This window comes from Saccharospirillum alexandrii (assembly GCF_043641555.1).
GTDB classification, from domain to species: Bacteria; Pseudomonadota; Gammaproteobacteria; order Pseudomonadales; family Natronospirillaceae; genus Saccharospirillum; species Saccharospirillum alexandrii_A.
The window spans coordinates 808,816-822,332 of the sequence record NZ_JBHZRJ010000001.1 but is presented as its reverse complement, the minus strand read 5'-3'; the positions used below and the strand labels follow the sequence as shown (position 1 = coordinate 822,332).

Annotated in this window: 10 protein-coding genes; 6 read left to right on the top strand and 4 right to left on the bottom strand. The window is 52.5% G+C overall.

Annotated elements, in window-relative coordinates:
• The first annotated feature begins 187 nt into the window (after positions 1-187).
• Positions 188-2,686: a hypothetical protein gene (locus tag ACHUE7_RS03545; RefSeq protein ID WP_394168763.1), complete on the top strand. Its 2,499-nt coding sequence runs from the start codon at positions 188-190 to the stop codon at positions 2,684-2,686.
• A 206-nt stretch (positions 2,687-2,892) separates the two neighbouring features.
• Here the strand turns inward: ACHUE7_RS03545 and ACHUE7_RS03540 are convergent, their stop codons facing one another.
• Positions 2,893-3,804, bottom strand: coding sequence for an AraC family transcriptional regulator (locus ACHUE7_RS03540; RefSeq protein WP_394168762.1), 912 nt, complete (start codon positions 3,802-3,804; stop codon positions 2,893-2,895).
• A 97-nt stretch (positions 3,805-3,901) separates the two neighbouring features.
• Between ACHUE7_RS03540 and ACHUE7_RS03535 the strand changes: the two genes are divergently transcribed.
• Together ACHUE7_RS03535 and ACHUE7_RS03530 are read left to right on the top strand one after the other, a co-directional pair.
• Entirely contained in the window at positions 3,902-4,660 is a 759-nt protein-coding gene (locus tag ACHUE7_RS03535) for an SDR family oxidoreductase (protein ID WP_394168761.1), read from the top strand.
• A 54-nt stretch (positions 4,661-4,714) separates the two neighbouring features.
• A complete protein-coding gene (locus ACHUE7_RS03530) occupies positions 4,715-5,659 on the top strand; it encodes an alpha/beta hydrolase family protein (protein WP_394168760.1) in 945 nt (314 codons plus the stop codon).
• Positions 5,660-5,740: 81 nt separating this feature from the next.
• On the opposite strand, the gene ACHUE7_RS03525 is transcribed toward ACHUE7_RS03530, so the two are convergent.
• Positions 5,741-6,502 carry a hypothetical protein gene (locus ACHUE7_RS03525; RefSeq protein ID WP_394168759.1) on the bottom strand — a complete coding sequence of 254 codons (762 nt, stop codon included), beginning with the start codon at positions 6,500-6,502 and terminating at the stop codon, positions 5,741-5,743.
• An 814-nt stretch (positions 6,503-7,316) separates the two neighbouring features.
• Here ACHUE7_RS03525 and ACHUE7_RS03520 point away from each other — a divergent pair.
• The 3 genes from ACHUE7_RS03520 to ACHUE7_RS03510 all read left to right on the top strand — a co-directional run bounded on the left by ACHUE7_RS03520 (position 7,317) and on the right by ACHUE7_RS03510 (position 10,028).
• Complete coding sequence (locus ACHUE7_RS03520) at positions 7,317-7,958, top strand: hypothetical protein (protein WP_394168758.1); 642 nt, start codon at positions 7,317-7,319, stop codon at positions 7,956-7,958.
• Between the two features lie 263 nt (positions 7,959-8,221).
• Complete coding sequence (locus ACHUE7_RS03515; RefSeq protein WP_394168757.1) at positions 8,222-9,301, top strand: mechanosensitive ion channel family protein; 1,080 nt, start codon at positions 8,222-8,224, stop codon at positions 9,299-9,301.
• Between the two features lie 115 nt (positions 9,302-9,416).
• On the top strand, positions 9,417-10,028 hold the full coding sequence (locus tag ACHUE7_RS03510; RefSeq protein WP_394168756.1) for a hypothetical protein: 612 nt from the start codon (positions 9,417-9,419) through the stop codon (positions 10,026-10,028).
• 31 nt (positions 10,029-10,059) lie between these two features.
• Here the strand turns inward: ACHUE7_RS03510 and ACHUE7_RS03505 are convergent, their stop codons facing one another.
• Positions 10,060-10,641, bottom strand: coding sequence for a Crp/Fnr family transcriptional regulator (locus tag ACHUE7_RS03505; RefSeq protein WP_394168755.1), 582 nt, complete (start codon positions 10,639-10,641; stop codon positions 10,060-10,062).
• A 407-nt stretch (positions 10,642-11,048) separates the two neighbouring features.
• Entirely contained in the window at positions 11,049-13,385 is a 2,337-nt protein-coding gene (locus tag ACHUE7_RS03500; protein ID WP_394168754.1) for a BspA family leucine-rich repeat surface protein, read from the bottom strand.
• Positions 13,386-13,517: the final 132 nt, after the last annotated feature.

Genomic DNA, 13,517 nt, shown 5'->3' with positions numbered 1-13,517 from the left:
CAACCCGAAAAGCAACGATTCAACAGGCCAGGTGTCGGAAATTCTTACAACCAATTGCAAGACTAAAAATAAAAACAATTAAATTCAATGAATTAGAGTTCCTGGCATTAAGCGTGCAGTAACGCCACTTCTGCAGATACAAGCTCGCAACAAAGGGAGTTCAAATATGAAGCTCAGGATGTGCTCGATGTTTGTTATTGGCGCCTTTGTTATCAGTGGTTGCGAAAGCTCTGGCAACGACAATGATGACGCAAACGGCAACAGTGGCCAAAACTGCGATAATGCCTCAGATGTTGTTGACTGCACGCTACAAGCACTGGGTGTAGACACTACCGTAACAGCCCGCGAGGTGGCAATTTCGGAAAATAACAATGAACCTCTGCCTGAATCGTATGCACCATTGGGTGCCAGCAGGGCCATCGAAAAGTTTGATGAGCTGTATTCGCTGAACATGACGCTTTCAAACTCAGATGAGAACCCCATTGATCTCACTGAAATAGTCCCCGGGCCAATGAGCTTCACCAACAGCAACCTGTTCAGCCCAGACCCTGCAGACACCCCATGGACCGGTAACGACTATATACAAGCATCTGTGGCGGCGGACGTCACAGGCGATGGCATGGACGAATTGATTGTTGTCTACAAAGACACGAGCCGAACGGATGTTTCGGTCATGCTGGTTACCATTGGCCACTCAGAGAATAGCTACGCCATCTCAACACCAAAAATTGTTTCTAACCTTCAGCCGAGTGATCTTATGATCGGCGCAGGTGACTTTAACGGCGATGGCCTGCACGAACCCGTTATTGGTATGATGTTTAACGGCTCGGCCAGCTTTGTGACCATGACCAACGACGAAGGTACGTTAAGTTCAGCGGGAAGCCCCATCAGTTACTCCAGCACAACCTACGACACGGTTACCATCGCCTTCGCTATCGGCAACCTGGATTACGACCGGGAGCATGAGTTGGGCGTTGTTATCAATGAATACCAAGACAACTATTCATTTAACAATAACAACGGTGTCAGTCGCTATTACCTCTATGACGATGCGAGTACCAGCTTTGATTTGCTGGATGAAGGGATGGGCACTGTATCTTTATCCGACGGTGCCAGAAATCTGAAAGGTGCCGACATTGCCATCGGTGACGTTGACGGCGATGGCGTCGACGAATTCATTATTGGCGGCCTGACCGACATTGGTAACGAGTGTGACATAGACGCGGAATATGCCCTTAAGGTATTGGACGATGCCCCACGGAGTTTCGCCACCTTGAGAGCCCACGCAGAAGAGTATCAGGCAGTCAGTGGCGCTTGTGAGAGCGGTTCAAGCCGAAAACTAACCTTCATGCATGTGAATACGGTCGATATAGACGGAAACAACATACCCGAAATTCAGGCCAATGAGCTTATTTATAACAACCTGGTCGACAGTGGCAGCCTTACGGCTCTCACGGTTCGCGAAACCCTGAATAAAAGCGAGTTGTTCTGGGCCAGTTCAAGCAGCAGCAGTGGCACCTTCAGCTGGCGCTCATCGTCTATGGTTGCTACCGACCTTACTTCCGATAATCGACAAAACATTGCCTATGCCAGTGACAGCATTTTTCCGTCTGCGATACGCATTTGGGGATTGAATGAGTCTGGCACCTGGGGTGAACTCCATACCATTCCAGTTGATGATTTCGATGACCGACCGCAACTGATGCCCGCCAACGTAGATAATGACAGCATCAAGGTGAGGTTCAAGGAGGGTACCCACAAACTGGTCTTTACCGAACCTCTGGTCATTGCAGCGCTCGCAGCGGCACCCTGCAGCGCTGACTTTGGCCAAACCCTGGAAGATTGCCGTACTGCCTTTGGCAAAGCCTCGAGCTCGTCGGTTTCCAAAGAAAATGCCTGGAGTGTTTCGGCCAGTGCCAGTGTCGGTTTTGAGACAGAGTTCTCCGCCTTTGGCGTTAAGGTTTCCGGTTTTGAATTGGTGGCAACTGTTGAGACCGGGCTACGCTCTTTTACCGACAATACCTATACAGTAACCAAACGAGTGGTACACACGACCGGCCCGGCAGAAGACTCGGTGATCTTCTTTACCGTGCCGATGGATGTATACACCTACATTGTGACATCACACTGGGATCCTGAGCTCATAGGCAGCGAAATACAGGTTCGATTAACCCGGGAACCCATTACCATTATGACGGATCGTGAGTTCTACAATAACAACTTGGACGAGGGTGGTTTCAAAATCGATGAGGCCGTGTTCAGTCATACCGCTGGCGATCCATTCAGCTACCCGGGCACGGCGGAGCGAGATGGCTTGCTCAACCAGTACGATGGCATAGCCTCGAATGAAGTCGACGTCGGTCAGGGGACCGGCTTCGTTACTGCCGAAGTCAGCGTTTACGAAGAAGTAACAAATGGTAAGACTTACAGCATTGATACCACGGTTGAAATGCGCGCCACAGTGGGGGTCGTTGTCGTTGGTGTCAGTATCGGAGGTGGAACCGACAAGACCATCAGTTATGGCCAGGGAGAGGAATCCAGCTATGAAGGCAGCGTAGCTCAGATTCCCGCTTCTTCATTCTCTGAAAATGCTTACCGGTTTGGACTGTTCAGCTACATATACGACGCACCATCCAGTGATCAGATGTTCGAAGTCGTCAACTACTGGGTCAGGCCGCAAATCTGACCGACATAACCCTGACGCCCGTTTGAAGACCCGAGCAGTAGGAAGACATACAGTGCTTGATACGACACTGTAAAAACGGGCGGTCAGGGTTACCTACCAGGTCACGTTTAAGGAAAAGCCAGATCACGCTGGAAGCGCCCCTACCCCCCAGTGCCTGCCAAGCAGGTTGCCGATTGAAGTCCGCTCCCCCCGTTGAAGCTCTCTTCCTAACCTCCTCTCTTGCCTGCAAACACACCAGGAGAAAGGCCCTGGTACCGCACAAATGCCATTCCGAAGGCGCTGGCAGATCCGTAACCGACCCGCTGGGCGATCTCCGTGTTGGACAGTCTGCCCTGCCGCAGTAGGGTTTTGGCGATGGCCATGCGCCAGTCCGTCACGTATTCCATCGGCGCGCGTCCGATTTCCTTTCGGAACTTCTCGAAGAAGCCGGAACGGGACATACCCGCGTCCTTCGCCAGCCGGGTGACGGAAATCTCGCCACCCGCATCCGAGTGGATGCGCCGCAAGGCGGCGGCCAGTTGCGGATGGGACAGCCCGCGCAGCAGCCCCGGCGGCATGTCCACGGCAGGCCCCGAGCGGAGAGCCTCGATAAGCAGCACTTCCAGCAGCCGCTCGAGGATCAGCGCACGCCCCGGCCGGTCGGCGCGGGTCTCCTCGTGAATCGCTGGCACCAGCGCCATCAGACGGTTATGTCCGGAGACATGGATCATCTCGGGCAGCAGTGACACCAGCAAATCCCTTGCGGGCGTTTCAAAGCGGCAATGCCCAACCAGCGCGCGCATGTTCACGGGGGCGTCCGCCGGGCCAAGGCGAACCCGCCCGGGGCCGATTTCAAGCGGCTGGCCCGGCCCCTTCGGCTTCGGTGGCACCTCGCTGGTCATAACAAAGCTATGCAGATCGGGGATCAGAATGAAGTCTCCGGCCGCCAGCGTAACCGGCTTGCGGCCGGTAACCTCAACCCGGCAGAACCCCTCGACGATCGCGCAATAGAAGGGACTGGCCATATCATGCCGCTCAACCTGCCATTGGCCACCCGCCTCGACCATCTTCGAGATAGACACCGCCGGTTTAAGCAACGTGACAACGCTGGATAAGGGGTCATCGATACCATCAAGCACTTTTTGGACTCATGATGAATTATTATGGATATTCGTATATAGCATGAACGGAATTGACTGTCTATTCTCCCCAGCTCATCAAACAAGGAGACCAGATATGCCCCGTATACTCATCACCGGTACCTCTTCGGGCTTCGGCCAGGCCATCGCCACGCAATTCCTCGTTCAGGGATGGGAGGTCATCGCCACGATGCGTCATCCTTCCCCCGAGGGCCTGCCCGTTTCGGACAACCTGCGCCTGCTCCCTCTCGACGTCACCGACCCGGACAGCATCGCCGCTGCCATTGCGGAAGCGGGCCCGCTCGACGCCCTGGTTAACAACGCCGGCGTTGGCATGCTCAACGTGCTTGAAGGTGCAGACATTGCCCGCGCCCGCGAACTCTTCGAGACCAACGTGCTGGGAACCATGGCCATGACCCGCGCCGTGATGCCAGAAATGCGCAGCCGCAGACGTGGCGTGATCGTCAACATCAGTTCCAGCGTGACCCTGCGCCCGCTGCCCGCCCTGTCGATCTACAGCGCTAGCAAGGCGGCGGTAAATGCCTTCACCGAGAGCTTCGCGCTGGAGGCCGCGGAATTCGGTATTCGCACCCGGCTGGTTCTGCCCGGCAGCGCGCCCGAGACCTCCTTCGGCCGCAATGCCGTGGCGCGGATGGGTATGGACGTGCCTGAAGCCTATGGCCAGTTCGTGCAGGCGTATTTCCAGAGTCTGCAGTCCGCCACCGAAAAGACACAGGCCCACGATGTCGCAATGGCCGTCTGGCGCGCCGTCACCGATGAAACCGCTCCGATGAAGCTGCCCGCCGGAGCCGACGCCGAAACCTGGTTCCACGAAGAAGGCATCTCCGCAGCCTAACGAACCGGGTGCGGCAGAGCTGCCGCGCCTTCCTATGTAAAACGAGACTAATAGATGAACCGACTGATCAATCTATCCAAAAAGTTACCGACGCTGGACCCCTCCCTGACCGTGGCCTACACGCCAATCCGCCTGAAAATGCCAGGCCGCCAACCGCTGGAGCTGCGCCTTACCGCACCGACAACCGGGGACGCCCTGCCGATCGTGATCCTGTCGCACGGCTTTGGCCCATCGAACTATATTCCCTCGAAAGACGGCTACGCCCCGCTCGCCCAGTTCTGGGCCGAACGGGGCATCGCCGTTATTCAGCCGACGCATGCCAGCTCACGAAGCGGCGGACTTGACCCCGACCTACCTGAAGGCCCCTTTTTCTGGCGCGAGCGGGTGGAAGAGATGCGCGCCATCCTCGACCAACTGAACGACATTGAGCATCAGGCCTCAGCCATCGCAGGACGGCTGGACCACGACCGGATCGCCGTGGCTGGCCACTCCTTCGGCGGCCATACCTGCAGCCTGCTGCTTGGCGGGCGTTTGCTGGGTGAGGATTTCTCTGATCCGCGCATTTGCGCTGGCATCCTGTTGGCGACCCCGGGGCGCGGCGGCGACAACCTGAAGCCCGAGCATGCTCAGCGTTTTCCCTTCTTCGACGTAGATTTCAGCGCCATCGAATTGCCGACCCTTGTAGTCTGCGGCGCCGAAGATGACCCTCATTTCACGCCACGCGGTCCAGAGTGGCACGCGGATGTCTTCCACGACGCACCGGGGGCCGACGCCCTGCTGACGATTAATGGCGTTGGCCATGGGCTGGGCGGAATCGCAGGGTTCGACGCGAAAGAGACCGAGGTAGAAGACCCCGACGCACTGGAGGCGACGCGGCGTTTAACACTGGCCTGGCTAAGGCGCATATTCGCCATTGAGCAAGATGCCTGGATACAGAGCCAGACCGCGCTCCAAGGTAGCGCGGATGCCATCGCAAACATCACCGTGAGAGAGAACTGAGGCGAGAGTTCATTGTCTGCTAAGAGCCTTCCCAAGCAGGACACCCAAGTTCACTAACTTGAGTGTCCTGCTTGCCTCCCTTTAGTCTGGCAATTTGAGTTCAATAATGTCGACTTTCACTCTGCCTTCAAACCCTTCAGTCGACCGTCCGTCAATACCTACGTCTGCTTCATTCTGATTAAACGCCTTTACCATGACGGAAAAGTTGTGCGTACCTGCGTCTAATTCTGTTGTATAAAATATATTCCAATCATGACCATCTCCTGAAAGCGTGTCGTCTCCGATAATAGACAGCCGCTGACTGGCTCCGGTCTCTGGCTTTAGGCCGTTAATATACAGAGCGACCTCCACGCTAGTTCTTGCAGAAAACTGAGAATTATAAGCGCGGCCATTGGCTTGGAAAATAATTAAGGAATTATCGTTTGAGACTTCGAACGACACGGTGTCCAGACCCGGGATGGCAGCAAACTCGTAATTGACATCTTGTACTACCGCATCACCTGGGGTCGGTACGCTCTGTTGCCCGGGCTCACCGGTATAGGGAATAACAAACACACCGTCATCTCTAAGGAATATTAGATCCGTTGCAAAATGTTTTGAGTACCCAACAACACTGGGCCCGATATTATCGACGCGTGTCGTCAATGCAGTAACTGCGGCTTCCAATGAATCAAGGCGCGCATCGTTATCACTGACTGCCGAGGCTGTGGCCGAAAAGTTTTCATTCACTTCTGACGCAAGTGCAGATTCACCACTGACAAACTCATGTGGAATCGTCAGGTCGGTTGCAAAACTGGCCGTAGTAAGAAAGGCGGAAAACAACACTAGAATACGTATAGGCATAAGAACTCCTTGAATGCTGAACATTCGCTGCGATGGCTACTGCCACCGGGTTTCTCCCCAATTGCTTTCACCCCAAACAGCGGCTTCTCCATCTGTTTGCGAGCTGATATTGTTTTCGTCTCCCTCACTACCGCAGCTTACCAAAAGCATGCTGATTAAAATTGCAAGGCTCAGATTCTTTAGCTCCCTGCTACGCTTAACAATCGACTCAGATTTCATGAAAAATCTCATTTTCCACCTCTGTCGAGAAAGCGGTAGCCTGCAAAGCGAACACCCATACATTCTCGCGTTAAAGAGCCCCTCTTATCTCATTCCTGAAAGGCCAATCAAATCTAAACCAATAAACAGGCCCACAATTATCACAGGAGAAAACCAATAACCTAGAACCCCATCACAAAAACTAACGTATCGATGCACTTTAATGATACTGATTGTTACTTCGTTAACACTAAAGAGGGCCTGTAAGAACCCCTATCCCTTTATTGCCGGGCCTGATAGTTTGATAGCTGATCCCAGTATGGGCTAGCTGGACACGCATCGTCAGTACTAACTCTAATGATGGGTCCGTACACGGTATGCATTACGGTTAGTGGGGCTTTAGTGTCGAATTGACACTGAAGTGGCTGGCCTGGCAGGTTGAACCTAACTGCTAAGGCAACATTTTCCAGAATCTATCACGTACTGGCTAGCAATAGCTTTGCTTGATTGGTAGGCAATAAAGAACCACTTGCCCACTTAGTGTCGTGGTCATTAGACAACGCGTTGAGCATTGTTCAACTACAGTACTCGTATAGAACTGGCTCAGGGAGGACAGATGAGACCACTGTTATGGTTTATACTGGCGATATTCACTTCAACCAGTACCGAAAGCGTTGCGCAAAACTTACAAGTGCTGGTAACGCAATTCCCGCCTTTTGTCGACGCCAACGCGGACGACGGTGGTATCGCTTGGTCTGCCCTGTCTGATTTTGCATCCGCCAAGGGCGTTCAAGTGAGCCCAGTTTACCGACCCACCGCCCGTATCTTCTCGCAAGTCGACAATAATAACTGGCAAGCATCACTCGTATCGATACCCCTGACACCAAACGTTGCCGTAGTAGAATACAGCAACGCAGAAGTGAGCTATGGGGTGTTCACAAACGACCCTTCCGTAACGGCGCTAACTAACCTTAAGATCGCTACGATTCGCACCAATTCGCGAAGCGGCTTTCAAAAAGAACTGGAAATGGCGGGCGCGGCTATTGTTGAAGTCGACTCGTTAGAACAGGGGTATCGTATGATTCGAGCGGGTCGGGTAGACGCCGTGCTGGGTGTCGGCATAGATGGCGTAGCCATAGGTGCGCCAAACCCCGAAGCACTGAATATGTCCGTTCAACTCGCGGTGCTCCCGTTTACTGTGTTTATAAACATGAACACACCCCAGGGACGCGAGGCCGTCAAATTGCTCACGCAGTAACTTATTCTCGTCGCAGACCATCGCAGGTTCGATGGGACCGAGATGAATGCTCTTCCCTGGACACACAGTGCACAGTCAAACTGAAACGCCGGGTGTCCACACTTACTCGAAAAACGCGCCAAAGTTACCGTAGCTGTCTGCCGGTCAGTCGGAAGGGGTATCAAAAACGCGACACATCAAGGCATGTTCAACGCCACTACCGGGCTCAAGGGTACGAGACTTGCAACAGGTTAACGTACTTCAACTACCGTTGAGATCTGTCAATGGAGACAATCCTCCCTTCTAGCCTGCAGCTGAAGCCCTGGTTCATTGCCGCAGCAATATCACTGCTGGTACTGCTTGCGTTGCTTTTGAGTAAACGCCTCATTATGGCGCGCACAAATGCACTGATTGGTCGCAGCCGCTTTACACTGGACTCCCTGATTATGGCGGCTTTACCCTGGCCGCTGAATCTGTTGATTCTCTGCGTGTCACTCATCGTCTTTCAAACGACGTGCACCTACCTTGGTCAGAACCTTGATCACCTAACCCGGTACCTTCGACCCGCGGAGTTTCTTCTGGTTATTCTTGCCGCAGCGGTATTTGTAGACCGCCTTTGCACGGGTGCTATTCGAAGCTATTCAGAGCAATCGGAAGCGTTACGAAGCAGTCGAAGCATTCTACAGGGTATCACCCGAGGGTTTGTCTGGGGTCTTGGCATATTGGTCCTAATGGGCACCATGGGCGTGTCGATTACCCCCATCATTGCCTCATTGGGCATTACATCACTCGCCGTTGCCCTGGCTTTGCAGCCGACGCTCGAAAACTTCTTTTCCGGCGTTCAACTGGTAATGGACAAACCCATACGCGTGGGCGATTTCATCGAACTCGACTCCGGTGAGCAGGGGTTCGTCGACCGCATTGGCTGGCGTTCAACCTGGATTAAAATGCTGCCCAACAACATGGTCATCATGCCCAACAGCCTGATTTCCGGGTCAAAACTCATCAATTACTACTACCCTGAAAAAGAGCTGTCTGTTCCGGTCGAAGTGGGTGTTCACTACGATTCAGACCTGGATCACGTAGAGCGAGTCACACTGGAAGTTGCCCGGGAGGTCTTAAAAAGCCACGAATGGGGCGTCTCTGACTACAACACCTTTGTGTTGTTTCACACTTTTGACAGCTCAAGCATCAACCTGACAGTCATGCTGCGGGCCAAAGAATACTTCAACCGGTTCTGGGTAAAGTCTGCCTTCGTAAAAGCACTGCATAAACGGTACGCCCAGGAAGGTATCCGAATCCCCTACCCGATCAGGGCGATCAATCTTGATCAGGAGCAGGCTGTGTTAAGCGATAAGCAATAACCATTATCAGACTAGTTCGCCAGCTGGAAATACTCAGTGCCACTTAACCTAAGTCAATGCGAAGCACGCATCTCCTTGGATATGGTCTCCTTGACTGACCACCAAGGACACTGAAATGAACCTGAGTTTAGCGACATACGTCACGATCGTTTTGATCAGCGCAGCACTTGTCTGCCTCCAACCCACCGCAATGGCAAAAGGGTTTGATAACGAGGTGAATATTTCGTTGTTTACCCTGGCCAATTTTACCGACGACTCACCAGAGTACGGACACCTGGAGCTGGCCAGGAAAATGAACGACCACCAGTACCTCGGGTTGGAGTTCATCACTTGGACGTACGAGGCGCCCCTCGGCATTCCCTATGGTGACTCTTTTGGCGACGCCAGCGAGAACTACCCTGGCCGAGTCAGGGACCTTGGTATCGGGCTGACCTTCAAACACTTCTTTACGCACAGACTGTTTGTCAAACTGCACGCGACACCGCTGGTTCAGTTCTATACCGACGAAGCAGGGGAACCTATACAGCAGGGCTTTCAGCTCTTTACTGCAGCTCGGCTGGGGTACAATTGGTCTTGGTCGCACGATCGATTTTTCATTGAGCCCACCATCGCCGCGACGAGTTGGCCTGTGCGAACCCATGTACCCGACGCATTCGAATCCCGTGACGATCAATGGAGCCGCTATTTCCTATTTGAGCCCGGCTTGAATCTTGGTGTTAGATTCTGACGCCCGGTTCTCCCGATGCCGTGGGACAAACTCAGGCGATCCTTCTGGTTGCCAGCCGTTTGCGTATTCTGCTCAGCGATTCCGGCTGAACACCCAGGTAACTTGCAATCTGGTGTTGTGGGACTCGGTTCAGAAGCTCAGGCCGGTTTTCCATAAGGTGCAGGTACCGTTGCTCGGCTGTGGAGTTTTTAAAACGGAAATAGGAAGCCTGGTTCTCAGCCAGCTTCTCTTCACTGATGCTCAAACACAGTGACTGAAGCCTGGGATACTTTTCAAAAGTGTCCTTCTCTAGATCCGGGGTGCCAACGCTGAGAATACAATCTTCTACACAGTCAATGTAATACTCCGATGGCTCGTTATTGACAGCGCAGACGGGCGACAGGGATTGAGACTCGGTATAGAACTCAGTCGTTTTCTCCTCACCCTCAACGAGGTAGAAGCAACGGAGACAGCCCTTCAGCACAAAGTAACTCTTATTCGATCGTTCTCCCTGCCTTAGCAGCAGCGTATTTTTCGGGTAGCGCCTGAACAGGTTCAACGCAATAATGGCGTTCCGCTCTTCATCTGTGAGGGTGATGTATTGTGCAATATAGTCGAACAGCTGACTTTCCAATGGGGGCCTCATCCTGCGTTATCCGGGAAGGTTTAAATATAGCAGCAATGCAGGTGCTTTACTTGAGACTGTCTGGAGCGCCAGGTGCAGTGGGTCAATGATTCCGGGCACCAACTTGTGATCTTTGGACAACATCCGCCAGTAATAGTTATATTCTATCGCAACCAAGGCTTCAATAGTCGATTAGTGTGGGTGTCTATTTTGGATGCCAGGCCTCCTGTTTACCGGTACAAGGTGTACCCATAAGTCCAGGTGAACTGTTTGTGCGTCAAACACTTCGAGCCTTCTTCCTGTTTGATTTGTAAATGATGAGATCTTTCAGACTACAATGGGTCGTTAACCGGTTGGTTGAAACAGAGAAAGCCCAGTCTCCTGAGCTTTCTCTTTCACGACGACTTTATCTCGGGTTAGTTCGTCGCTTCCCCTCCATCGGTAATGGTCCAGTTGAAGTCATTAATCAACGTATCCCGGGCAGCTTGGCCTGCAGCGGAGAACTGAACCGAGCCAAAATTAATGTCCAGGTCCTCCACCAATTCCGGGTTCTGGCTCCAGGCGATGAGCAGTTTGTCATAGTTTTCGGTTGAGAAAACAGTATTGTTTACAAATAATTCAGTGGCATTGAGGACACTCTTAATATTCCATCGACTGATGTCTTGATTGAACGACGAACTTTTAAAAACCGCATTCATATCCCGAACCTTGGAGACATCCCAGCCACCAATGTCTTGATTAAACTGCCCTGCCGCGAAGAACAGGGTTCTCATGTTTGTGACGCTGGAAACGTCCCAATCGCCGATAGGCTGGTTAAAGGAACTCGCGCTTTGGAGCATCTTTCGCATGTTGGTTGCACTGCTTACGTCCCACAGACCAATCGGCTGGTTAAACGCGTTTGCTCCCATAAACATTTCGTTAAAATTTGTCACGCTAGAAACATCCCAGGTTGAGATATCGCTGTTAAAGTTTTTGGCATTTCTGAACATCCCTTCCATGGAGTCTACGCGTGACAGATCTGGGTTGTCAGTGGCGAGTATTTCCAGATTGTCGGTATTAAAGAAAGCATAGTCCATGGATTCCCAAGACCGTTGGCCCCATTGTTCGACAGTCAGTAACTTCTTACTGTCGCTGTTGAATGGCCGCGGGTAATCTCCGGTGATCGACACGGTGTAAGTGCCGGGTGTACTGTAAGTGTGCGTGATTGTCTCCGTGACATTATCATCAACTGAGCCATCACCCCAATCTACGGTGAAGTTATAGGTAGTACCATCAGGAGTACTGAGTGTAATCTGGTCATTCTCACTTGAACCCTGATTGTCGGTCTTCCATGTGGTGATATAAGGCGTTTGCTGAGCGATGGTAAAATCGATGATAGCGGAGCCTTCACCAAAGCTGTTTGTCGCCGTAACAACGGATTGTGAGAAACCCGCCGTTGTCGGAACGCCATTGAGCTTACAGGTCATACTATTGCCAGAAAGCGACACGGTTATGCCTTCAGGTAACCCCGTTGCTATACACTCATCAATTTCGCCGCCGCTATTTTTCAAAAAGGACTCGAAGGTCTGCCCGGTATAAAACTCAATGGCCTGATCGTCGACCTTTGGAATCAGTTCGACAGTCGAGTTACGGTCGTTGATAATCCAGCCATGTTGGTCAACCAGGGTGGATCTGGCGGATTCTGCACTTGGGTTAAAACGAGAGGATACGTCGAGAGTCACGTTGGGTTGAACCGATTGTTGCGACCAGCTGAGCAACAACCGATCGTAGTTGTCGATGGATAAGTTGGCTTCTATGAAAAGCCCGGTCATATCAGTGACGTTTTCGACCGCCCAGTTACTCACGTCCTGATCGAACACAGAACCGGCAAACATATAGGTCATGTCAGTCACGGCCGAGGTATCCCACGTACTGACATCGCCGTCAAAGGCCTCGTTCAGCAGGAACATCATGCGAAAACTGGTCACCTGCGAAAAGTTGGGAGTACTCAGATCGTTGATCGCCAGGTTGTCAGCGTTGACAAAGGCGTTCTCCATAGAAGACCAGAAGCGATTACCCCACTGTTCAACACTGAGCAATTTGGTCGCGTCGGAGTTGTCCTCAAAGGCATCAAAGTTATAGTCAAAGTATGGCGCCGGATAAACCCCGGTGATGGTGACGGTGTAAGTGCCGGGTTGAACATACTGGTGCGTAATATCCCCGGTGACGCCTTCGTCGGTCTCACCATCGCCCCAGTCCACGGTGAAGTTGTAGTCGAGGTCTGGGTTGGTCTGTAGAGTGATCTCATCGTTGGCGCTGAGACCCGATTCCTGTTCGGTGTCCCAGGTGGTCACAAAGGCTGTTGGTTCTTCAACCTGATAGGTCACCGTGATGGTGTCTTCGCCGGCTCTGTTCCTGGCCGTTATCTGGACACTGTCTAAATCGGAAGCTTCGATGGCGGTGCCATTAATGACACAGGTATTACCGTTGGCTGAAACAGAGACGGTAAAGCCCTGTGGCATGTCGGCCACACAGCTCGAAAGGCTTCCACCACCGATGTTGAACAGCTCGGCCTCTACGATCTGCCCCCGGATCAGTGTCAGGTCTTCCAGCTCCTGAAATAATGGGGGTGGCAATAACCCCGTTGGCGGCGTGTTCTCGCCATCGGAAGTGCTGCTGCCTCCAGAGCTGCAGGCAGATAAAGCCAAGCTCCCGCTTAAAACAAACACGAATTGGGCAAGATTCTTTATGTTCATCGGTTTTATCGGTTCCATGCTGGTATCTCTGCAATGAGTATTGGCATCTGGGTGACGAACGAGCCATACGGTTTGGATGCAAAACCTGTTTTTTTATTAAAAAAGTGCACCGATGCGGCGAATGGGCCTGCAGAGCCCAAATGCTGGTGT